This is a genomic window from Pseudomonas sp. B6002 (assembly GCF_013385985.1).
Classification (GTDB): domain Bacteria; phylum Pseudomonadota; class Gammaproteobacteria; order Pseudomonadales; family Pseudomonadaceae; genus Aquipseudomonas.
This window is the reverse complement of sequence record NZ_JACAOY010000025.1, coordinates 187,334-207,958: the sequence shown is the minus strand read 5'-3', so window position 1 is coordinate 207,958 and position 20,625 is coordinate 187,334. Positions and strand designations below refer to the sequence as shown.

Below are 20,625 nucleotides of genomic sequence, written 5' to 3'. Positions count from 1 at the left end.
TCAGCGGTTAGAAGTCGACCGTGGCGGAAAGCAGGTAGGTACGAGGGGTCGACAAGGTGAGCCCCGGTTCGCTGTCATCCGAGGCGCCAGCCGAGCTCCAGTAGCGCTTATCGGCGACGTTCTCCACGTTCGCGCGCAGGGTCACGTGTTTATCGTCCACTTTGAAGGCGTAGCGCGCGCCCACGTCGAGGCGGTTCCAGGCGTCGATTTCCTTGACGTTGGACTGGTCCAGGTACTGCGAGCTGGAGTAAATGCCACGGCTGGTCAGGGTCAGGCCTTCAAGCCCCGGCACATCCCACTCGGCGCCCAGGTTGACGTTGTATTTGGGCGTGGCCGGGGCGCGGTTGCCGTCCCAGGTGCCGTTGGTGGTGTCTTGGAGTTTGCTGTCGATGTACATCACACCGCCGAGCAAGCGCACACCCTTGAGCGGTTCGCCGAACACGCTCAGTTCCGCCCCGGTGTTCTGGCGCTTGCCATTGGGGCCGAACACTCGCGTGGTGGCGTTGGTTTCATAGGCTGGCTGCTTGATGCGGAACACGGCGGCCGTGACCGCGAAGGCGCCGGCGTCGTACTTGGCGCCCACTTCCACCTGGCGGCTGATGAAGGGCGGGAAGATCTGGTCTTCGTTGATCGAGGTGGACGGCGCGATCTTGCCCTGGCTCAAGCCTTCCATGTAGTTGGCGTACAGCGACAGCTTGTCGGTGGCCTTGAACAGCAGCCCGCCCGACGGCGAGACTTTTTCTTCGTCGTAGGCGGTGTCGCCCTTGATGCCATCGCTCCAGTCATCCACTTTGACCCGCTGCCAGCGTGCTCCGAGAGTCAACAGCAGACGGTCATTGAAAAAGCCCAGGGTGTCGGACAAGGCCACGCCACTGAACTTGTTTTCGGTGTAGACCTTGGCGTCCTGGCGTGTCGCCCTGGACGGGGTCGGGGTTTGCACGGGGTTGTAGAGGTTGCTCGGCGCGGCGGCATAACGTGCGCCGCCGTTGGTGAAGTCCATGTCGAAGTAGCTGGCGGCCAGGTTGACCTCGTGGCTCACTGGCCCGGTGTGGAACCAGTTGCGCACGCCAGCCGTGTAGGTGCGCACGTTTTCATCGCGGGTGAAGTCACGCGGCAGCACGCTGAAATCACCTGCCGCATTGCTGACGGAGACCGCATGACGCAGGAAGTCGTGGTTGCTTTTGCGTAAGCCGACACCGCCGTACAGCATCACGTCATCGCTCACATCATATTCAGCGTTGAACGTACCAAAGGTGTCCTTGGTGCGCGCCTTGCTCCAGGCTTGCGCATAGTTATGGCGCACATCGTTGGCGCTGGGCACGGGCGCGGCAGCCGCGACCTGGACACGCTCCTGGGGCGCGTCGGTGTCGCGCTCGGTGTGGCCGATGTCGGTGGAAAGGCGCAGGCGCTCGCCACGGAAATCCAGGCCCAGCACGGCCATTTCGCGGTCGACGCTCTGGTGATCCCAGTCGGTGTCGCCCGCCTGTTTCACGCCGTTGAAGCGGATACCGAATTTATTGTCTTCACCAAAGCGCCGCCCCACGTCCACCGCCCCGCCCGCCTGGCTTTCGGAGGCCCAGGTGCCGGTGAACGAGTTGATGTCCTTGTCGGTGGCGCGCTTGGGCACCACGTTGATCCCGCCGCCCACGCTGCCCCGTGGCGAGATGCCGTTGATCAATTGGCTGGGGCCTTTGAGGATGTCGACGCGGTCGGCCATTTCCATGTCGATGGTGTAGGTGGGCAGCACGCCGTAGAGACCGTTGTAGGCCACATCACTGTTGAACAGGCTGAAGCCGCGAATGGTGAACTGCTCGTAACGCCCACCGGCCGGGTTGGTGGCGCGTACCGACGGGTCGGCGGCGATCAGGTCGCCCAGGGTGCGGGCCTGTTGGTTTTTCACCGCTTCGGCGGTGTAGGTGGTGATGCTGAACGGGGTCTCCATGAAGTCTCGGGTGCCGAGCATGCCCTGGGCGGTGCGGCGCGCCACCTGGCCGCCGGCGTAGGTGTCGCCGTCGTACAGGCCGGTGGTGCCGAGGATTGAGGTCGGTGCCAGTTCCAACGTACTGCCGTCCGGCGCCGGCACCAGCATGTAGGCCTGCGCGCCCATCGATTGCAGCTGCAGGCCGGAGCCTTGCAGCAGGCGGGCAAAGCCCTCCTCCACCCCGAACTCGCCCGATAAACCGACGCTGGTGCGCCCGCTGACCAATGCAGGGTCTACCGACAGGTTGACCCCCGCCAAACCGGCAAAACGGGTAAGCGCCGCGCTCAGGCTGCCGGCCGGCACCTGGTAGCTGCGGCGGGTGACGGTGTCTTCGGCGTAGCTGACGGCGGCGAAGAACGGGCTGGCGCTGAGGCTCAGCAGCAGGCTCAACTTGAGCAAGGGACGGACAACGGGCATTGGAGGAAGCTCTCGATTTTGTTCACTTACCTGGAATGACCGGTGACGGCAAAAAAAGGGACAGGCATGTTCGCTTATTTTATCAACGCCTCCCCGAAATCTGTGAATCCCCCAGAATCTGTAGTGAGCGGGCTTGCCCCGCGCCGCGGTGTGTCAGGGTAAACCGCGGCGCCAGTGAAGGTTGGAGCCGGCTTACCACACCGCGATATGGGAATCCGTGCGAGGCTCGGTCCCACCACACAGCACCCCGCTGACCGGATCGCGCAGGATAATCTGCCCTCGCCCATAGTCGCTCAGGTCACTGTCGACCTGCACCTTGTGACCACGCCGAGCCAGCGCATTGGCCAGATCACGGGAGGCGCCCTGTTCGATGCCGACCTTCATGTCGCCCAGCCATTGCCAGCGCGGTGCATCCAGCGCGGCTTGCGGGTTGAGGCCGAAATCCACCAGGTTCATCACCATCTGCACATGCCCCTGGGGCTGCATGTAGCCGCCCATCACGCCAAACGGGCCGAGGGCCTGGCCGTCTTTGGTGAGGAACCCGGGAATGATGGTGTGGAAGGTTTTCTTGCCCGCCGCCAGGCAGTTGGCGTGGGCCGGGTCGAGGCTGAATTCCTGCCCGCGGTTCTGCAGGGCAATGCCGCTGTCGGGCAGCACCACGCCGGAACCGAAGCCGTGGTAGTTGCTCTGGATGAACGAAACCATGTTGCCCTCGGCGTCGGCCGTGGCCAGGTACACCGTACCACTGGCATGCGGGTCGCCAGGTTTGGGCGGCTGGGCCTGTTCACCGATCTGGGCACGGCGCCGGCTGCTGTAGTCGTCACTGAGCAAATCCGCCACGGCCACGCGCATGTGCAGCGGGTCGGTGATGTAGTGCAGGCCGTCGCTGTAGGCAAGCTTCATGGCCTCCAACTGACGGTGCCAGGTCTGCTGGCTGTCGCGGTGATCGAAGCTGAAACCTTCGAGGATCTTGAGCGCCATCAACGCCACCAGGCCTTGGCCGCTCGGGGGGATTTCCCACACATCCACGCCCCGATAATTGATGTGGATCGGGTCCACCCACTGGGCGCGGTAGTCCTTGAGGTCGCTGGCCCGCAGGTAGCCGCCACTGGCACGCGAATGGGCGTCCAGGCGTTCGGCCAGGGCGCCGCGATACAGGCTTTCGCACCGGGTGGCGGCGAGTTCTTCGAGGGTGCGGGCCTGGGCCGGGTTGCGGAATATCTCCCCGGCGCGAGGTGCGCGGCCGTCCATCAGGAAGGTGTCGAACCAGGCCTCCAGGACCGGGTCACGGTGGGGGCTGAACTCATCCAGCGCGGCCTGCCACAGCTGGGCGATCACCGGCGACAGCGGGAACCCGTCACGCGCCAGGCGGATGGCCGGTTGCAGCAACTCGGCAAACGGCAACTGGCCGAAGCGCTGGGACAGCTCGGCCCAGGCCGATGGGCAGCCGGGCACAGTGACCGGCGTCCAGCCATACAGCGGCATCTGGTCGTGCCCTGCCGCTTTCACCGCCTCGATACTCAAGGCGGCCGGCGCGTGGCCGTTGCCATTCAAACCATGCAGCTGGCCCTTGCACCAGACCAAGGCAAACGCATCGCCCCCCAGGCCACAGCCGGTGGGCTCCACCACGGTCAACGCGGCCGCCGTGGCGATGGCCGCATCGATGGCGTTGCCGCCCTTTTGCATGATCTCGATGCCGGCCTGGGCGGCCAAAGGTTGGGAAGCCGCGACCATGCCGCGCCTGGCGAACACGCTCTGGCGTTGGGAGGGATAGGGATACTCGTGAGCAGAAAATTTCAACATGGCAGGGACTCTTCGATTCATTGGCCGGACTTGATGCGGTTCCATTCCCGGGTCATCAGGCGCTGGATGTTTTCCGGCAGGTCGGCGGAGACAAAGGTGTGGTTGATCACGTCATCACCGGGATAGATGCCCGGGTTGCCACTGACCTTGGGGTCCATCAGGGGCGTGGCGTCTTTGTTCGGGTTGGCATAGCCCACGTAGTCGCTGACGGGCGCGATCACCTCGGGGCGCAGCAGGTAGTTGATCAAGGCGTGGGCATTGGTTGGGTTGGCGGCGTCCTTGGGAATGGCGAGCATGTCGAACCACAGGTTCACGCCTTCCTTGGGGATCAGGTAGCGGATGTCGATATTCTTACCGGCTTCCTTGGCGCGGCTCTGGGCCTGCATCACGTCGCCGGAATACCCCACTGCCACGCAGATATCACCGTTGGCCAGGTCGGCGGTGTATTTCGAGGAGTTGAAGTAGGTTACCGACGGGCGCAGCGCCATCAGCCGCGTCGAGGCCTGCTTATAGTCGTCGGGCTTGGTGCTGTTGGGGTCCAGGCCGAGGTAAAGCATGACCTGGGGGATGATCTTCACCGGCGCATCGAGGAACGCCACGCCGCAGCTTTTGAGCTTGGCCAGATTGGCCGGCTCGAAGACCATCGACCACGAATCCAGCACCGCGTCCTTACCCAGCACGGCGCGCACTTTCTCTGCGTTGTAGCCGATGCCCACGGTGCCCCACATGTACGGCACAGCGTAGCGGTTGCCAGGGTCGGCAGCTTGCAGGCGTTGCATCAGGCGCGGGTCGAGGTGCTTCCAGTTGTCGAGCAAATTGCGTTGCAGCGGCTGGTACGCACCGGCGCGGATCTGCTTGGACAGGAACTGGCTGGACGGCACCACCACGTCGTAGCCCGAGTGCCCGGAGAGCAACTTGGCTTCGAGCATTTCGTTGGTGTCGAAAATGTCGTATTGCACCTTGATGCCGCTGTCTTGCTCAAAGTTCTTCAGAGTGTCAGGGCCGATGTAGTCGGACCAGTTGTAGACCTTGACCACCGAGTCGGCAGCTTGGCCCATGGGCACAACGACGGCGCAGCACAGCGCCGCAAACACGCTCGATAAACGCATGGCACAGTTCCTTGTAAGGGTCATAACACGCGGCTGAGAAAGGCCCGGGTACGGGGATGGCTGGGGTGGCTGAAGATCTGTTCCGGCGGCCCTTGTTCGATAAGCTCGCCCTGGTCGAGCACCACCACGCGATCGGCCACTTCACGGGCAAAGCCCATTTCGTGGGTGACCACCACCATGGTCATGCCCTCTTCCGCCAGCTCCTTCATCACTTGCAGCACTTCGCCGACGGTTTCCGGGTCGAGGGCGCTGGTGGGTTCGTCGAACAGCATGGCCTGGGGTTTCATCGCCAGGGCGCGAGCAATCGCCACCCGCTGTTGCTGGCCGCCGGAAAGCATCGACGGGTAATGGCTGGCCTTGTCCGCCAGGCCCACCCGCGCGAGCAAACCACGGGCCTGCTCCAAGGCTTCGGCGCGTGGCGTGCCGAGCACGTGGATGGGTGCTTCGATGATGTTTTCCAGCGCGGTCATGTGGGGGAACAGGTTGAAGCGTTGGAACACCATCCCAATGTCGCGGCGCTGGCGGGCAATGTTGCGTTCAGAGTCACGCACCAGGCTGCCGTCGCTGCGTTCGCGATAGCCCATGGCGCGGCCGTTGACGCGGATGCGTCCGCCCTGGATGTCTTCGAGCAGGTTGATGCAGCGAATGAAAGTGGTCTTGCCCGAACCGGAGGCGCCGATCAGCACCACCACTTCGCCACGCCGCACTTGCAGGGAGATGCCCTTGAGAATCTGCAGGTCGCCAAACGACTTGTGCAAGTCGAGGGCTTCGATGATCAGTTCTTCACTTTGGTGCGCCATGGTCAGCGTCCTCTCAGCAGTTTCAGGGTGCTGCGCCCGAACATGCGGCTGGACGCGGGAGGCGGTGCGGAAGGTCGGTCGGACTGGCCGAAACGCGCTTCCAGCCAACGCTGGAAGAAGCCCCAGAGCGTGGTGAGCATCAAGAAGTAGATCGCGACCACCAGGTACAACTCGAACACGCGGAACGTCGCCGAGGTGACCATCTGGGTGCTGAGCAGCAACTCCTGCACGCCGATCACGCTGACCAGGGTGGTGTTCTTGAGCATCACGTTGAACTCGTTGCCCAGGGGCGGCACGATCACGCGGAACGCCTGGGGCAGCACGATGCGTCGCATCAACTTGGCAAAGCCCATGCCCAGGGAGCGCCCGGCTTCGTACTGGCCCTTGTCCACGGCACCGATGCCAGCGCGGATGATCTCGGCCATGTACGCGCCTTCATTGAGGCCCAGAGCGATGATGGCCGCCTGGATATTGCCCGGCACGATCAGGCCGAACAGCTCGATGTCCTCAAAGCGAAAAATCCCGCCTGCCGCCAGCGCCGTGTACAGGAACACGATCTGCACCAGCAGTGGCGTGCCACGCATCAACCACACATAAAAGCGTACCGGCAGGTGCAGCAGCGGGTTCTTCGACAGGCGCAACAGCGCCGCCGCCAAGCCCAGCACGCAGCCCAGCAGCATCGCCGACACCGCGATCAGGCACGTCAGCCAGAGCCCGGTGAGGTACACCCCGCTGGGCTGCAACAGGTACTGCCAGAACACATCCCAATTGAAGTTCATGGCTGGAAACCTCAGTCGAGAGTGTCGCTGCTAACATGCCATTTATTGAGCAACGCCACGTAGCTGCCGTCGCTGCGCATGTCGCTGATCACCTGCTGCACGGCGGCAGTGAGTTGCGGATCGTCCTTGCGCATGCCCAGGCCCGTGAGGATGCGGCTGAAGGCGGGTACGCCTTCCTGGAACAGGTCGGGGGCCATGGCGGCGTAGTAACCGGCGGTTTCTACGGTGGTGCCGTAGGCGTCGACCTGGCTGATGCGCAGGGCCTGGAAGGCATCGGTGTCGGTGTTGTAGACCACCAGCTTCATCGGCGGCTTGCCGGCCTTAGTGAGGGTGTCGTTTTGCGCGTCGAGCAGGGTCTTGATGGTGGAGCCGTTGAGCACCGCGACCTTGTGCCCGGACAGGTCATCCAGCGACTTGATGCCTTTGGGGTTGCCCTTGGGCACCACCACCGACTGGCTGGAGTACATGTAGTTGACGATGTCGATCACCTGGCGCCGTTCGGGCTTGTCGAATAGCTGGTCGACGATCATGTCGCACTGCTGGGCGAGCAAGGCTGGCACCAGGCCGGAGAATGGAATCACCCGCCACTGCACCTGTTTGTCGCCCAGGCGCTTGGCGATTTCCAGGCCCAGGTCAACGGTAAGTCCCCTCGGTTTCTGCGCTTCATCGAAGGACACGAGGGGCGGTGAATCCATCCCCGAGCAGTAGACGAGTTTGTCGGCGTTCTTCAAGCGCTCCGGCACCTGGGGCGCAGCAGAGGCCCATTGGGTACAGAGGCCGAGGGAGACAGCCACCAGCAAGGCGCGGCGTTTATGCATGACCAGACACTCCAGTTCGTTGGTTAACGGGGCAGGACTCAAAGTCAAAACACGGGTGGGCTTGGGCCCACCTCTGATTATTTTTCCGACTGCAAAAACTGGATCAGCGCCGGCACGGTGCCTTCGATGTGTTCGCGCACCACGGCTTCGGCGCGAGCGGCGTCACCGGCGCGAATCGCATCAAGGATCACCGCGTGTTCTTCGCGGGCGCTGAGGGGTTTGTCACCGTGTTGCAGCCACAGGCGCATGGGCGCTTCCACCAGCGAGTACAGCGCCGAGATCTGCTTCACCAAGCGCGGGCGGCCGCTGAGGCTGCACAGGTATTCGTGGAAAGCACGGTGGCGGCCGACCCAGGCGGCGCTTTCGTCGCGGTAATCGTCCATCTCGTCGAGCATGCGTCCCAGTGCGGCCAATTGGCGCTCGCCGATCCGGCTGACGGCCACACGTACTGCCAGGCCCTCGAGGGCGCTGCGCATCTCGAAGACTTCGTGCAACTCGTCGATATCCAGGCCGCTGACGACGGCGCCGCGGTTGGGCCTCAGGGTGACCAGACCCTGGGCATCCAGGCGGCGAAAGGCTTCGCGCACCGGCATGCGGCTCATGCCGATTTCACTGGCGATGTCTTCGGCAATCAGCCGGTCGCCCTTGCGGTAGCGGCCACTGCAAATGGCATCAAGCAGGAAGTTGTAGGCCTCCTCCTCGGCGGTAAGGGGCTGGCGGTCAACGTAAGCGGGGGCAAATTGCATCGGCAGCACCTTTTGTATTTTTGTATCCAATTATCCATGAATGCAAAAAAGCAGGATGCGTACCAATTGGGTGGGTGGTGAGGCAAGTGGTTGATTTGGATGGAATAGATGAGATACGCAGCGGATTGGCAGGAATGCAGACGTAGGAATCTGCTACCAAATGGCTCAGAAAACGCCCCACCGGTGGGCGGAAGTAACAGCGTGAGGGCATATCCTTAGCTGTCGATATTCTTATTCCTGGCGGGGCTGGATCGGTAGATTGATAGCCACGGACTTCATGGGAGCGAAGGTTGATGGCGGAATCAGTGGTGTGGATCGCCGGGGTCGGCGCGGTGGTTGGGCTGGGTTGCGTTCGGTGGCGCAGTCCTTCGCCAGGGAGTTCGGCCCTAAAAATGTACATGTCGCCCATGTGGTCATCGATGGGTCCATCGACGGCGACCGCATAAAAAGCCGCGCGCCCGAGTACCTGACCACGCTGGGTGAAGACGGCGCATTGAAGCTCGATGATATCGCCGACGCCTATTGGTACCTGCATACCCAACCGCGCAGCGCCTGGACCCAGGAGCTGGACCTGCGGCCATTCAAGGAACCGTTCTGACCTCTGGAGGTGGTTTTATGGGCACCCATCAGACTCAGCTCGCCCCCGCCTCGGTGCGCGGCGTGCTCAATTACCTGCTGGACACCGGAGAACGTCCGGTGAACTACACCTACCCGCCGCCCGAAGGCGTCGCCCAACGCAGCGGTGTGCTTGACCCCACCCAGGTGACTATCCATAACGCGCGGCTGTTGGATGAACCGGCCAATATCAATCGCAACGGCTTCGAGAAAGTTGATCACACCAGCGCCGTCGCCAACCTGGAAGATGATGAGCAAGTGCGCCTGCTGTACTACCCGGAAACCGAAGCGCTGCTCAAGCAGCAGACGGGTGCCGTGAAGGTGGTGATTTTCGATCATACGATTCGCGTGGATAACCCAGGTCGAGAAGCACGCGGGCTGCGCGAACCCGTGCGGTACGTGCACAACGACCAGACCGAACGCTCGGCCGTTCGCCGAGTGCATGACCACCTGCCCAGCGATGAAGCGCAGCAGCGGCTGCTCAAGCGGTTTGCGATTATTAATGTATGGCGACCGATCGGAGCGCCGGTTTTGAGCACCCCACTGGCGTTGTGCGACGCACGCAGCATGGCGGCGAGTGACCTGCTGCCCAGTGACCTGGTGTATCGCGACAAGGTCGGCGAGACGTTTTCAGTCAAGGCCAACCCGGCACATCGTTGGTATTACTACCCGCAATTGCGACCTGATGAAGCATTGCTGTTGAAGATCCATGATTCGCGGCAGGATGTGGCGAGGTTGAGCGCACACACGGCGTTTGACGACCCCACAACGCCAGATGATGCACCACCACGGCGAAGTATCGAGGTAAGGGCGTTGGTGTTCTTCGACGCGTGATTGGGGCGGTGAAATTTGGTCGACACGGGAACGGGCCAAACACCTGAGCGGCTCCCAGGCAGAACGCCTCGCCCGCGCTGATACCGTGATGATGCGTCGGCAGATCAGGCCTTTTCTGGCGCTGGAGACGAAAAAGCCCCTGCTTTGCAGAGGCTCTGAATAGGTAAGGCCCAGCACTGAGCTGGGCCTTAGGGGTGGCCAAAGAGGGCAAACCCTCTTTAAGACCCGTTCAATCAGGCAAGATCGTCATAGGTGGTGTAAGCGTAAGAGGGACTGAACCCCCCTTCGACCGGCGCCCACCAAAGACCTTGACCTGCCGGAATGACAACTTCGCCCGACGGGCTGCCCAAGCCAAGGAACACAATCGGGAACGCCGTAAACTCGCCATTAGTTGGAACGGGCGTTACCGTGCCGGTAAGCATTTTCCCGCCGTAGGCGTAGCAGGTTCGCAGCACGATGCCGTTGGTATTTTCTGCCGGTGTGATAATTGGACGAACAGGCTCAACGAAGCCGTCGTAGTTGATGAATTTTGCGCCTACTTTCAATTGTTCCATGATTATTTACCTTTGAGTCGAATGATTGGTCGCGGAGAATTCCGCTTTTATGTCGCTCAAAGGCGATTGCTCAAGGCTCGTGGCCTTCACATGATTCAAGGTCCCGCATCGGGTGCACTTGATCTGGAGCTCTGTAAACCCACCCGTACGGGCGAGAAGTCTTTTGCAGCTACCGCATCTGAACTCTTTCAACATCAGCAAATTCCTTTTGCTGAACCGCCCTTTCCGTGGGCAATCACAAACCTCGTATTGATTGAGGCTCAAGTAAGTGTAGGAAGCCAAAAATTCCAGGACCGGACAGTGCTCGCGGAGGCCTGTTCGTCGCTGCCTACTGTCTGGCCGGTTGTTACCCGGCGATGGAGTAAATATCTCCTATGGAAGTACTCATGTCAACTCCATTGGAGATTTTTATTTCCCAGGGAGATAAATAACACTCAGTGGCAAGTTTGCGGATGAAGCCGTGGAAAGCAGAAACAAGAAGCCCGGCACTGGGCCGGGCTTGGTGAGCTGGATGACGCTTGCAAAGGCATTCACGTAACTAAAGCACTCCGCCTCGCCAAATCACGCGCCCAATGATACGAATTTCATTTATCTCCCCGTCACGCAGCGCTTCGTCGCCGTAGCGCGTCTTGTCAGGGTTATCACTGCGGATGATCCAACCGTCAAAGTCGGACCTCACCAGGCGCTTTACGATCGTCCCCTTGGACGCGCTCTGCATGGCAAAGATTTGGCCGTCCTTTGGCTCGATCTTCGACTCGTCAATCAGCAGCACGTCACCATCATTGATGGTCGGCTCCATGCTGTGGCCGCTGGCGTAGATCACGTCCAGATGCCGCTGGTTGAGGTTGTTGGCGCGCAACCATTCTGTTTTGAAAGCCAGCACACCACGTATCTCGACGTGCGAGTTGTCATCGCCGCCACCGGTTGATCCGCGAGCGGTCAGTTGCAAGACGCCGGTGTAGCTCTCGTCATCGGCAAGGTCGAAGCTGCGCGGTGGAATGCGTTCGTCAACGTTCGGGCCGGCGATTGCCGAGTTGATGCCAACGGCAGAGGCCATTCGGCCTATGTCGGCTTCAATCCGCTTGCTGAAACATCCGATTGGAACGCCGAGCATTTGCGCCATGGAAACGGCAAGTTTTTGGGTTAAAGGTCGGTGACCGTTGAGATGGCTTCCCAGCGTTCCCTGGCTCATCCCTACGGCATGGGCTATTTCGTCTTGGGTAAGGCGCTTGTCCTTGGGGCGCGCAGAATTGTAGTCCGCAAGGGCCTTTTTCAAAGCCGCGCACTCATCGCGCTCCCAGTCCAGCAATTGGCGTCTTTCGTTCGTCATCCAGCAAGAATATTCCCAATGGAAATAGTTAGCCATCTCCAAGTATCTGCTAAATAAGCTTTTGCGCTTTTCGCGAATTTCCCGCAGACACAAAAAAGCCGATCCAGTTGATCGGCTCAAATGTCTGACTTTACTCAGGAATAATGGTCGGGACGGAGTGATTCGAACACTCGACCCCTAGCACCCCATGCTAGTGCGCTACCGGACTGCGCTACGCCCCGACTAGGCGTGTTACTGGGTTCGCTTCTTGAGGAAGCGAACCGGAATATACCGCAAGCTTTTGAAATGTGGAAGTATTTTAAAAGCTGGAATTACTTCTTCAGCACCACCAGCACATCTTCGAGTTCGGAGATCATCTGGCGGATCAGTTGTTTGTATTGGGTGGTGTCGTCTTTGGCTTCATCACCGGACATACGCTGGCGCGCGCCGCTGATGGTGAACCCCTGGTCGTACAGCAACGCACGGATCTGTCGGATCATCAGCACATCCTGGCGCTGATAATACCGACGGTTCCCGGTGCGTTTGACGGGGTTGAGTTGAGGAAACTCCTGCTCCCAATAGCGCAGCACGTGCGGTTTTACCGCACAGAGCTCGCTGACTTCACCAATGGTGAAGTAGCGTTTGCCTGGGATGACGGGTAGCTCGTCGTTATGACTTGGTTCCAGCATAAGCCTCAACTCGGGCCTTCAACTTCTGCCCTGGACGAAAGGTGACCACACGGCGAGCCGTGATCGGGATTTCTTCTCCCGTTTTTGGATTGCGGCCAGGCCGCTGGCGTTTGTCCCGCAGGTCAAAATTGCCGAAACCGGACAATTTGACCTGTTCGTTGTCTTCCAGAGCGTGTCGGATCTCTTCAAAAAACAGCTCAACCAATTCCTTGGCCTCGCGCTTGTTCAGACCCAGCTCTTCGTACAGACGTTCCGCCATCTCAGCTTTCGTCAAAGCCCCCATACGTCACTTCCTTAACGTGGCGTTCAACCTTTGTTCGAGCGAGGTGAGGATATTTTGTGTCGTGGTATTCACCTCATCGTCATTAAGAGTGCGCGATGGATGCTGCCAGGTCAAGCCAACTGCAAGGCTTTTTCTATGCGGATCAATACCTTTACCCTGATAGACGTCAAATAGCCTGAGGTCTGTCAGCCATTCCCCTGCATTTTCACGGATTACATCCAGAACGGCAGTGGCGGCGACTTCACGGTCGGCAATCAGCGCGAGGTCACGACGCACTTCAGGGAAGCGCGACAACTCGCTGAATTTAGGCATCTTGCCCGACGCGACTTCAGCCAAGACTAGCTCAAAAACAAAGACCGGACGGTCCAGGCCGAGGGTTTTCGACAGCTCAGGGTGAATGGCGCCGACGAAGCCCACCAAACGACCTTCACGTTCGATACGTGCAGTCTGGCCCGGGTGCAACGCCGGGTGGCTGCCAGGCAGGAAGGTGAAGTCATCCAAGGCACCGGCAAAGCCCAATACCGCTTCCACGTCTGCCTTGACGTCGAAGAAGTCCACGGGTTCGCGACCCTGCGCCCAGCCTTCCGGCAGGCGGCTGCCGCACACCACACCGGCCAGCATCGGCTCTTGCTTGAGGCCGTCCAATTGACCGACAAAACGCAGGCCGCTTTCGAACATGCGCACGCGGTCTTGCTGACGGTTCAGGTTGTGGGACAGCGCCTTCACCAAGCCTGGCCACAGCGACGAACGCATGGCAGCCATGTCATTGGAGATCGGGTTGGCCAGCAACAGCGGCTCGACGCCCGGGTTGAACAGTTCGAACTGCTTCGGATCGATGAAGCTGTAGGTCACCGCTTCCTGGTAACCACGAGCCACCAGCAGGCGACGCAGCTCAGGCAGGTGCGCACGCGCCTCGGCCTTGGGTTGCGGGGCCAGGCGCGCTTGCGGGTAACGAACCGGCAGGCGGTTGTAGCCATACAGGCGGGCCAGTTCTTCGATCAAGTCGACTTCCAGGCTGATATCGAAGCGATGGCTTGGCACTTCAACGTGCCACTGCCCTTCCCCGCCGGCGGTGATACCCAGGCCGAGGGCGGACAACAGTTGCTCGATTTCAGCCGGCTCAATCACCAGGCCGAGCATTTGCTCAACGCTTTTGGCACGCAGAGTGATCGGCGCAACAGACGGCAGGTGCTGCTCGCTGACAGTTTCAGTGATCGGGCCGGCTTCACCACCGGTGATTTCCAGCAGCAGGCCAGTGGCGCGCTCCATGGCTTCACGGGCCAGCTTCCAGTCGACGCCACGCTCGTAGCGGTGCGACGCATCGGTGTGCAGGCCGTAGGAGCGGGCCTTGCCAGCGATGGCGATCTGGTCGAAGAACGCACTTTCAAGGAAAACGTCACGAGTGGTGTCAGACACGCCGCTGTGCTCGCCACCCATCACGCCGGCAATCGCCAGGGCACGGGAATGGTCAGCAATGACCAGCGTGTCGGCGCGCAGGCTGACTTCCTGGCCATCAAGCAGAACAAGCTTTTCGCCTTCTTCAGCCATGCGCACGCGGATGCCACCGTTGATTTCGGCGAGATCGAAAGCGTGCAGCGGCTGACCCAGCTCCAGCATCACGTAGTTAGTGATGTCGACAGCTGCATCGATGCTGCGCACGTCGGCGCGACGCAGACGCTCAACCATCCACAGCGGGGTTGGCTTGGACAGGTCGACGTTACGGATCACACGACCCAGGTAACGTGGGCAGGCGTTTGGCGCCAGCACTTCAATCGGGCGCACCTCGTCGTGTACCGCAGGCACGGCAGCAACGACCGGGCGGGTGACCGGGGCGTTGTACAGCGCGCCCACTTCACGGGCCAAGCCGGCCAGGGACAGGCAGTCGCCACGATTCGGGGTCAGGTCGACCTCGATGCTGGCGTCTTCCAGTTCCAGGTAAACGCGGATGTCCTGGCCCACTGGCGCGTCGGCCGGCAGTTCCATCAGGCCATCGTTGCCCTCACCCACTTGCAGCTCGGCCTGGGAGCACAGCATGCCGTTGGACTCAACACCACGCAGCTTGGCTTTCTTGATCTTGAAGTCGCCTGGCAACTCGGCACCGATCATGGCAAACGGGATCTTCAGGCCGGGGCGCACGTTGGGCGCTCCGCACACGACCTGGAAGGTTTCCGCGCCATTGCTGACCTGGCACACACGCAACTTATCGGCATCGGGGTGTTGCTCGGTGCTCAGCACCTCGCCAACCACCACGCCATTGAAAACACCGGCGGCCGGAGTAACGCTATCGACCTCAAGACCGGCCATCGACAGACGAGCAACCAGCTCGTCGCGGCCTACCTGCGGGCTTACCCAGCCACGCAGCCATTGTTCACTGAATTTCATCCTGCTCTCCTAAAGGTTCGTTACGACTAGCGAAATTGCGCGAGAAACCGCAAGTCGTTGTCGAAGAACAGACGCAAGTCGTTCACGCCGTAACGCAGCATGGCCAGACGCTCAACGCCCATGCCGAAGGCAAAGCCCGAGAATTCTTCCGGGTCTATCCCGGACATGCGCAGCACGTTCGGGTGAACCATGCCGCAGCCCATCACTTCCAGCCAGCCGGTTTGCTTGCACACGCGGCAGCCTTTGCCGCTGCACATCACGCATTCCATATCCACTTCAGCGGATGGCTCGGTGAACGGGAAGAACGATGGACGGAAACGCACCGCCAGCTCTTTCTCGAAGAACACACGAAGAAACTCTTCGATGGTGCCCTTGAGGTCGGCGAAGTTGATGTCGCGATCAACCAGCAGGCCTTCGACCTGGTGGAACATCGGCGAGTGGGTGATATCGGAGTCGCTGCGGTACACACGGCCTGGGCAGACGATGCGGATCGGCGGCTTGTTCGCTTCCATGGTGCGGACCTGTACTGGCGAGGTATGGGTGCGCAACAGCATGTTCGCGTTGAAATAGAAGGTGTCGTGCATCGACCGGGCCGGGTGGTGGCCTGGGATGTTGAGCGCCTCGAAGTTGTGATAGTCGTCTTCGACCTCAGGGCCCTCGGCAATGCCGTAGCCAATGTGGGTGAAGAACTGCTCGATACGTTCCAGAGTCCGGGTGATCGGATGCAGGCCGCCCGAGGCCTGGCCACGGCCAGGCAGGGTTACGTCAATGGACTCGGCGGCGAGTTTGGCCGCGAGATCGGCCTCCTCCATCGTCGCCTTGCGCGCATTGAGAACCTCTGTAACACGCTCCTTGGCGACGTTGATCAGCGCACCGACTTGCGGACGCTCTTCAGCCGGCAAATTCCCCAGGGTCTTCATCACCTGAGTCAATTCACCCTTTTTGCCAAGGTAGTGAACCCGGATTTGCTCCAGGGCATTGATATCTTCAGCGCTTTGCACAGCCTCAAGAGCTTGAGCGACGAGCGCGTCCAGGTTTTCCATGTACAGACTCCAGATACAAAATAGGGGAAGAGCTTGAAGGCTCTTCCCCTATTTATGACGTTTACCACCCTGGGCTGCAGGAGCAACCCAGAATGACTGTCGGGGGTACTTAAGCCAAGGTGGCTTTAGCTTTCTCGACAATCGCGGCAAACACCGCTTTTTCGTTCACTGCCAGATCAGCCAGAACCTTACGGTCGATCTCGATGGACGCTTTTTTCAGGCCAGCGATGAAACGGCTGTAGGACAGACCGTTAACACGTGCACCAGCGTTGATACGAGCGATCCACAGAGCGCGGAACTGACGTTTTTTCTGACGACGGTCACGGTAGGCGTATTGGCCTGCCTTGATTACCGCTTGCTTGGCAACACGGAATACGCGTGAACGCGCGCCGTAGTAGCCTTTAGCAAGTTTCAGAATTTTTTTGTGACGTTTACGGGCAATGACGCCACGCTTTACACGAGCCATGAGTTACTTCCTCTATTCTTGATCCAAAAATTAACGAAGGCGCAGCATGCGCTCGACTTTTGCCACGTCAGACGGATGCAGCAAGCTGCTACCGCGCAGTTGACGCTTACGCTTGGTCGACATTTTGGTCAGGATGTGGCTCTTGAAAGCGTGCTTGTGCTTGATACCGTTAGCAGTTTTCAGAAACCGCTTAGCAGCACCACTTTTAGTCTTCATCTTTGGCATGTTCGGATACTCCGCATTCAGTTGATAAACATAATCAGAAGGCCTGCCGTGCCCTGTTGATTACTTCTTCTTTTTCGGGGCGATGACCATGATCAGCTGGCGTCCTTCCATCTTAGGATGCTGCTCGACGGAACCGTACTCCAGCAGGTCAGCTTCAACCCGCTTGAGGAGTTCCATCCCCAGCTCCTGGTGGGCCATCTCACGGCCGCGGAATCGCAAGGATACCTTGGCCCTGTCCCCATCACTCAGGAAACGTACCAGGTTGCGCAGTTTTACCTGGTAATCCCCTTCCTCCGTCCCTGGACGAAACTTGATTTCTTTTACTTGAATCTGCTTTTGGTTCTTCTTCGCCGCAGCAATCTGCTTCTTCTTTTCGAAGATCGACTTGCCGTAGTCCATCACCCGGCAAACAGGCGGGACTGCGTCGGCGGAGATTTCCACCAAGTCCAACTTGGACTCTTCAGCGATACGAAGCGCTTCATCAATCGAGACGATGCCAATCTGCTCGCCGTCAGCGCCAATTAACCGAACCTCGCGTGCCGAGATATTCTCGTTGATCGGGGCTTTCGGTGCAGCTCGTTTATCTTGTCTCATTTCACGCTTAATAATAATTACTCCGAATCTGGGCGACCACGCCGGGAAACCGCTTGCGCGAGGAACTCAGCGAACTGGGCGACGGGCATCGAGCCCAGGTCAGCACCTTCACGAGTACGCACAGCGACAGTCTGCATCTCGACTTCCCGATCTCCGATAACCAAAAGATAGGGAACCTTGAGCAAAGTATGCTCGCGGATTTTAAAGCCGATCTTTTCATTTCTCAAGTCGGACTTGGCACGAAACCCGCTTTCGTTGAGAGTTTTTTCAACTTCAGCGGCAAAATCTGCCTGTTTATCAGTGATATTCATGATCACTGCCTGGGTCGGAGCCAGCCACGCAGGGAATGCACCCTCGTAGTGCTCGATCAGGATCCCGACGAACCGTTCGAACGAACCGAGGATCGCCCGGTGCAGCATAACCGGGTGTTTACGGCTGTTGTCTTCGGACACGTATTCGGCGCCCAGACGGATCGGCAGGTTAAAATCGAGCTGCAGGGTACCACACTGCCAGACACGGCCAAGGCAATCTTTCAGCGAGAACTCGATCTTCGGACCGTAGAAAGCACCCTCGCCTGGCTGCAGGTCGTACGCAAGGCCCGCGCTGTCGAGCGCTGCGGCTAGTGCCGATTCGGCGCGATCCCACAGCTCGTCGGAACCGACGCGTTTTTCCGGACGAGTGGACAGCTTCATTTCGACTTCGGTAAAGCCGAAATCGCGATAGACATCCATGGTCAGCTTGATGAACGCGGCGGATTCGGCCTGCATCTGCTCTTCGGTGCAGAAGATGTGGGCGTCATCCTGGGTGAAGCCACGCACGCGCATGATGCCGTGCAGCGCACCCGATGGCTCGTTACGGTGGCAGGCACCGAACTCGGCCAGGCGCATCGGCAACTCGCGATAGCTCTTCAGACCCTGGTTGAACACCTGCACGTGGCAAGGGCAGTTCATGGGCTTGATGGCGTAGTCGCGGTTTTCCGACTGGGTGGTGAACATGTTGTCGGCGTAGTTGGCCCAGTGCCCGGATTTCTCCCACAGGCTACGGTCAACGACTTGCGGCGTCTTGATCTCCAGGTAGCCGTTGTCGCGCTGAACCTTGCGCATGTACTGCTCAAGCACCTGGTACAAGGTCCAGCCGTTCGGGTGCCAGAACACCATGCCCGGCGCTTCTTCCTGGAGGTGAAACAGGTTCAGGCGCTTGCCAATCTTGCGGTGGTCGCGCTTTTCAGCTTCTTCGATGCGCTGGATGTAGGCAGCCAGCTGCTTCTTGTCAGCCCAGGCGGTACCGTAGATGCGCTGCAGTTGCTCGTTTTTCGCATCGCCACGCCAGTAGGCGCCGGACAGCTTGGTCAGCTTGAAAGACTTGAGGAAACGCGTGTTCGGCACGTGCGGGCCACGGCACATGTCGACATATTCTTCGTGGTAGTACAGGCCCATGGCCTGCTCGTCCGGCATGTCTTCCACCAGGCGCAGCTTGTAGTCTTCGCCACGGGCGGTAAACACGTCGATCACTTCGGCGCGCGGCGTGACTTTCTTGATCACGTCGTAATCTTTTTCGATCAGCTGATGCATGCGCTGTTCGATCGCGGCCAGGTCGTCCGGTGTGAAAGGACGCTCATAGGCGATGTCGTAATAGAAGCCTTCTTCGATGACCGGGCCGATCACCATTTTCGCGGTCGGATACAGCTGCTTGACCGCGTGGCCAATCAGGTGAGCGCAAGAGTGGCGAATGATCTCCAGCCCCTCCTGGTCCTTGGGCGTGATGATCTGCAGGCTGGCATCGGTGGTGATCAGGTCGCTGGCATCGACCAGCTTGCCGTCGACCTTGCCGGCCACGGTGGCTTTGGCCAGGCCTGCACCGATGGATGCGGCGACATCGGCTACGGAAACCGAATGATCGAATGAACGTTGACTGCCGTCGGGAAGAGTAATAGTTGGCATGGCGCCTCCTCTCCTAGTGGTGACCCCTACCAAAGGTCACGTGGGTTGGGATGAGCCAGTACAAGATCCAATACCAGGCCGTTCAGTGATGAACGCCTGCCTTACAGCGGCAGGAGCCTTTCGGCCAACCGATAATCGAACCAGAGTGACTGGAGTGAGCTAAAAAGAACATGGCAAGGCGGCAAATGGCGCGCCTGGAAATAGCCAGGTCGACGATGCTAGCACAGATGAACGGTCGTCGCGCCGGCGCGGCCTCATGTAAAGAAAAATTCCGGGCTTTACTGCTGCAAAAGTGAACTTGAGCTGTACGCACTACCTCAAACCCACTGAGAATTGCTGTTCGTCCTCGACCCAAAGGAGCATCCCATGATGCGTTTTACCTCGACCCTCGCCCTCGCCGCCTCCCTGACGCTGATGTCCCTCGGCGCACATGCAGCCGCTCCCTCGAACTGGCCTGCCGGCGCCCGCGATAGCTTCGTCAAAGATTGCAGCGCAGCAGCCCAGCAGAACGTCGACGCCAAAACCGCCAAAGACCATTGCGAATGTGGCGCCGACAAGATCAATGCCGAGCTGACCACGGCGGAAATCACAGAGCTCATGAAAAACCCGAATGCCAGCCCTGCGCTTAAAAACAAGGCGGTTGCGGCGATTTCGTCCTGCAAAGTCGTGAAAAAATAGTCAGCCATACCCGTGTTCAGACGGTCAATTTGTTGAAAAAACAGCCTGAAAATTGCCTTATCTCACAAATTACGCAGCTTTTACGGCTTTTTTTAACAGCTGATATTTCGCGCCAAAGCCCCGTAGATCGGGGCTTTCAGCCGACCGAAGCACTAAACGCAACGCTATTGATTAGCAAACAATGCCTTGGGGGGGCTCCCAAGCCGAACATTTCGACTATGATAGCCCGGTGTGCCCAGTTGGCCTGAGCAGCACAGCACTACTGAAAATATATGTTTCTTGGAGATACACCATGTCTAATCGCCAAACCGGCACCGTTAAATGGTTCAACGATGAAAAAGGCTTCGGCTTCATCACTCCTCAAGGTGGCGGTGACGACCTGTTCGTACACTTCAAAGCTATCGAAAGCGACGGTTTCAAAAGCCTGAAAGAAGGCCAAACCGTTTCCTTCGTGGCTGAGAAAGGCCAAAAGGGTATGCAAGCTGCACAGGTTCGCGGCGAGTAATTCTCCGCTGAGCTAAAAAAACCCCGTCCATGTGGCGGGGTTTTTTATGGGCGCT

22 protein-coding genes and 1 tRNA gene are annotated in these 20,625 nt (G+C 59.6%); 4 read left to right on the top strand and 19 right to left on the bottom strand.

Features of this window, described 5'->3' with window-relative positions; all coding sequences use genetic code 11:
• Positions 1-7 precede the first annotated feature (7 nt).
• The 7 genes from HX792_RS26095 to HX792_RS26065 form a co-directional block, all read right to left on the bottom strand.
• Positions 8-2,398, bottom strand: coding sequence for a TonB-dependent receptor (locus HX792_RS26095; RefSeq protein ID WP_176998771.1), 2,391 nt, complete (start codon positions 2,396-2,398; stop codon positions 8-10).
• Positions 2,399-2,590: 192 nt separating this feature from the next.
• Positions 2,591-4,201, bottom strand: a complete 1,611-nt coding sequence (locus HX792_RS26090) for a gamma-glutamyltransferase family protein (RefSeq protein WP_176998770.1) — start codon at positions 4,199-4,201, stop codon at positions 2,591-2,593.
• 17 nt (positions 4,202-4,218) lie between these two features.
• Positions 4,219-5,310 (bottom strand): polyamine ABC transporter substrate-binding protein, encoded by a 1,092-nt coding sequence (locus HX792_RS26085; RefSeq protein ID WP_176998769.1) that lies wholly within the window; start codon positions 5,308-5,310, stop codon positions 4,219-4,221.
• 20 nt (positions 5,311-5,330) lie between these two features.
• Complete coding sequence (locus tag HX792_RS26080) at positions 5,331-6,110, bottom strand: amino acid ABC transporter ATP-binding protein (protein WP_176998768.1); 780 nt, start codon at positions 6,108-6,110, stop codon at positions 5,331-5,333.
• A 2-nt stretch (positions 6,111-6,112) separates the two neighbouring features.
• Positions 6,113-6,889 (bottom strand): amino acid ABC transporter permease, encoded by a 777-nt coding sequence (locus tag HX792_RS26075; protein WP_176998767.1) that lies wholly within the window; start codon positions 6,887-6,889, stop codon positions 6,113-6,115.
• 11 nt (positions 6,890-6,900) lie between these two features.
• Complete coding sequence (locus HX792_RS26070) at positions 6,901-7,707, bottom strand: ABC transporter substrate-binding protein (RefSeq protein ID WP_176998766.1); 807 nt, start codon at positions 7,705-7,707, stop codon at positions 6,901-6,903.
• Positions 7,708-7,784: 77 nt separating this feature from the next.
• Entirely contained in the window at positions 7,785-8,453 is a 669-nt protein-coding gene (locus HX792_RS26065; RefSeq protein ID WP_176998765.1) for a GntR family transcriptional regulator, read from the bottom strand.
• A 277-nt stretch (positions 8,454-8,730) separates the two neighbouring features.
• On the opposite strand from HX792_RS26065, the gene HX792_RS26060 reads away from it, so the two are divergent.
• Both HX792_RS26060 and HX792_RS26055 read left to right on the top strand, forming a co-directional pair.
• Positions 8,731-9,051, top strand: coding sequence for a hypothetical protein (locus HX792_RS26060; protein WP_256349908.1), 321 nt, complete (start codon positions 8,731-8,733; stop codon positions 9,049-9,051).
• 17 nt (positions 9,052-9,068) lie between these two features.
• Positions 9,069-9,902 (top strand): CmcJ/NvfI family oxidoreductase, encoded by an 834-nt coding sequence (locus tag HX792_RS26055; RefSeq protein WP_176998764.1) that lies wholly within the window; start codon positions 9,069-9,071, stop codon positions 9,900-9,902.
• 233 nt (positions 9,903-10,135) lie between these two features.
• Here HX792_RS26055 and HX792_RS26050 read toward each other — a convergent pair whose 3' ends face one another.
• From HX792_RS26050 to thrS, 12 genes are all read right to left on the bottom strand, one after another.
• The gene (locus HX792_RS26050; RefSeq protein WP_176998763.1) at positions 10,136-10,456 is read right to left on the bottom strand and encodes a hypothetical protein; all 321 of its coding nucleotides are present in this window, start codon (positions 10,454-10,456) and stop codon (positions 10,136-10,138) included.
• Between the two features lie 6 nt (positions 10,457-10,462).
• Positions 10,463-10,651 (bottom strand): Com family DNA-binding transcriptional regulator, encoded by a 189-nt coding sequence (locus HX792_RS26045; protein ID WP_176998762.1) that lies wholly within the window; start codon positions 10,649-10,651, stop codon positions 10,463-10,465.
• Between the two features lie 343 nt (positions 10,652-10,994).
• On the bottom strand, positions 10,995-11,822 hold the full coding sequence (locus HX792_RS26040) for a LexA family transcriptional regulator (protein WP_256349907.1): 828 nt from the start codon (positions 11,820-11,822) through the stop codon (positions 10,995-10,997).
• A gap of 108 nt (positions 11,823-11,930) precedes the next feature.
• Positions 11,931-12,007 (bottom strand) — tRNA-Pro (locus tag HX792_RS26035).
• A gap of 90 nt (positions 12,008-12,097) precedes the next feature.
• Positions 12,098-12,454: a MerR family transcriptional regulator gene (locus HX792_RS26030; RefSeq protein ID WP_003174972.1), complete on the bottom strand. Its 357-nt coding sequence runs from the start codon at positions 12,452-12,454 to the stop codon at positions 12,098-12,100.
• A complete protein-coding gene (ihfA, locus tag HX792_RS26025; protein WP_002553164.1) occupies positions 12,435-12,737 on the bottom strand; it encodes an integration host factor subunit alpha in 303 nt (100 codons plus the stop codon). The genes HX792_RS26030 and ihfA overlap by 20 nt, the downstream gene beginning before the upstream one ends.
• A gap of 3 nt (positions 12,738-12,740) precedes the next feature.
• Positions 12,741-15,119, bottom strand: a complete 2,379-nt coding sequence (gene pheT / locus HX792_RS26020) for a phenylalanine--tRNA ligase subunit beta (protein WP_176998761.1) — start codon at positions 15,117-15,119, stop codon at positions 12,741-12,743.
• Between the two features lie 26 nt (positions 15,120-15,145).
• Positions 15,146-16,162, bottom strand: a complete 1,017-nt coding sequence (gene pheS / locus HX792_RS26015; RefSeq protein WP_017737822.1) for a phenylalanine--tRNA ligase subunit alpha — start codon at positions 16,160-16,162, stop codon at positions 15,146-15,148.
• A 109-nt stretch (positions 16,163-16,271) separates the two neighbouring features.
• Positions 16,272-16,628 carry a 50S ribosomal protein L20 gene (rplT, locus tag HX792_RS26010; protein WP_007913489.1) on the bottom strand — a complete coding sequence of 119 codons (357 nt, stop codon included), beginning with the start codon at positions 16,626-16,628 and terminating at the stop codon, positions 16,272-16,274.
• Between the two features lie 30 nt (positions 16,629-16,658).
• Positions 16,659-16,853, bottom strand: coding sequence for a 50S ribosomal protein L35 (rpmI, locus tag HX792_RS26005; protein WP_002553160.1), 195 nt, complete (start codon positions 16,851-16,853; stop codon positions 16,659-16,661).
• 60 nt (positions 16,854-16,913) lie between these two features.
• The gene (infC, locus tag HX792_RS26000) at positions 16,914-17,465 is read right to left on the bottom strand and encodes a translation initiation factor IF-3 (protein WP_169850653.1); all 552 of its coding nucleotides are present in this window, start codon (positions 17,463-17,465) and stop codon (positions 16,914-16,916) included.
• A complete protein-coding gene (gene thrS / locus HX792_RS25995; protein ID WP_176998760.1) occupies positions 17,465-19,387 on the bottom strand; it encodes a threonine--tRNA ligase in 1,923 nt (640 codons plus the stop codon). Before thrS ends, infC begins: the two co-directional genes overlap by 1 nt.
• Before the next feature lie 366 nt (positions 19,388-19,753).
• Here thrS and HX792_RS25990 point away from each other — a divergent pair, with 366 nt between their 5' ends.
• Together HX792_RS25990 and HX792_RS25985 are read left to right on the top strand one after the other, a co-directional pair.
• The gene (locus HX792_RS25990; protein WP_176998759.1) at positions 19,754-20,065 is read left to right on the top strand and encodes a hypothetical protein; all 312 of its coding nucleotides are present in this window, start codon (positions 19,754-19,756) and stop codon (positions 20,063-20,065) included.
• Between the two features lie 292 nt (positions 20,066-20,357).
• The gene (locus tag HX792_RS25985; RefSeq protein WP_003234260.1) at positions 20,358-20,570 is read left to right on the top strand and encodes a cold-shock protein; all 213 of its coding nucleotides are present in this window, start codon (positions 20,358-20,360) and stop codon (positions 20,568-20,570) included.
• Positions 20,571-20,625 lie beyond the last annotated feature (55 nt).

Coding starts and splice junctions, on each gene's coding strand:
- HX792_RS26090 (WP_176998770.1), bottom strand. CDS start 4,201: ATGTTGAAATTTTCTGCTCACGAGTATCCCTATCCCTCCCAACGCCAG.
- HX792_RS26095 (WP_176998771.1), bottom strand. CDS start 2,398: ATGCCCGTTGTCCGTCCCTTGCTCAAGTTGAGCCTGCTGCTGAGCCTC.
- HX792_RS25990 (WP_176998759.1), top strand. CDS start 19,754: ATGATGCGTTTTACCTCGACCCTCGCCCTCGCCGCCTCCCTGACGCTG.
- HX792_RS26070 (WP_176998766.1), bottom strand. CDS start 7,707: ATGCATAAACGCCGCGCCTTGCTGGTGGCTGTCTCCCTCGGCCTCTGT.
- HX792_RS26045 (WP_176998762.1), bottom strand. CDS start 10,651: ATGTTGAAAGAGTTCAGATGCGGTAGCTGCAAAAGACTTCTCGCCCGT.
- HX792_RS26040 (WP_256349907.1), bottom strand. CDS start 11,822: ATGGCTAACTATTTCCATTGGGAATATTCTTGCTGGATGACGAACGAA.
- rplT (WP_007913489.1), bottom strand. CDS start 16,628: ATGGCTCGTGTAAAGCGTGGCGTCATTGCCCGTAAACGTCACAAAAAA.
- thrS (WP_176998760.1), bottom strand. CDS start 19,387: ATGCCAACTATTACTCTTCCCGACGGCAGTCAACGTTCATTCGATCAT.
- pheS (WP_017737822.1), bottom strand. CDS start 16,162: ATGGAAAACCTGGACGCGCTCGTCGCTCAAGCTCTTGAGGCTGTGCAA.
- HX792_RS26050 (WP_176998763.1), bottom strand. CDS start 10,456: ATGGAACAATTGAAAGTAGGCGCAAAATTCATCAACTACGACGGCTTC.
- HX792_RS25985 (WP_003234260.1), top strand. CDS start 20,358: ATGTCTAATCGCCAAACCGGCACCGTTAAATGGTTCAACGATGAAAAA.
- HX792_RS26055 (WP_176998764.1), top strand. CDS start 9,069: ATGGGCACCCATCAGACTCAGCTCGCCCCCGCCTCGGTGCGCGGCGTG.
- HX792_RS26080 (WP_176998768.1), bottom strand. CDS start 6,110: ATGGCGCACCAAAGTGAAGAACTGATCATCGAAGCCCTCGACTTGCAC.
- HX792_RS26060 (WP_256349908.1), top strand. CDS start 8,731: ATGGGAGCGAAGGTTGATGGCGGAATCAGTGGTGTGGATCGCCGGGGT.
- HX792_RS26085 (WP_176998769.1), bottom strand. CDS start 5,310: ATGCGTTTATCGAGCGTGTTTGCGGCGCTGTGCTGCGCCGTCGTTGTG.
- rpmI (WP_002553160.1), bottom strand. CDS start 16,853: ATGCCAAAGATGAAGACTAAAAGTGGTGCTGCTAAGCGGTTTCTGAAA.
- ihfA (WP_002553164.1), bottom strand. CDS start 12,737: ATGGGGGCTTTGACGAAAGCTGAGATGGCGGAACGTCTGTACGAAGAG.
- HX792_RS26075 (WP_176998767.1), bottom strand. CDS start 6,889: ATGAACTTCAATTGGGATGTGTTCTGGCAGTACCTGTTGCAGCCCAGC.
- pheT (WP_176998761.1), bottom strand. CDS start 15,119: ATGAAATTCAGTGAACAATGGCTGCGTGGCTGGGTAAGCCCGCAGGTA.
- HX792_RS26065 (WP_176998765.1), bottom strand. CDS start 8,453: ATGCAATTTGCCCCCGCTTACGTTGACCGCCAGCCCCTTACCGCCGAG.
- HX792_RS26030 (WP_003174972.1), bottom strand. CDS start 12,454: ATGCTGGAACCAAGTCATAACGACGAGCTACCCGTCATCCCAGGCAAA.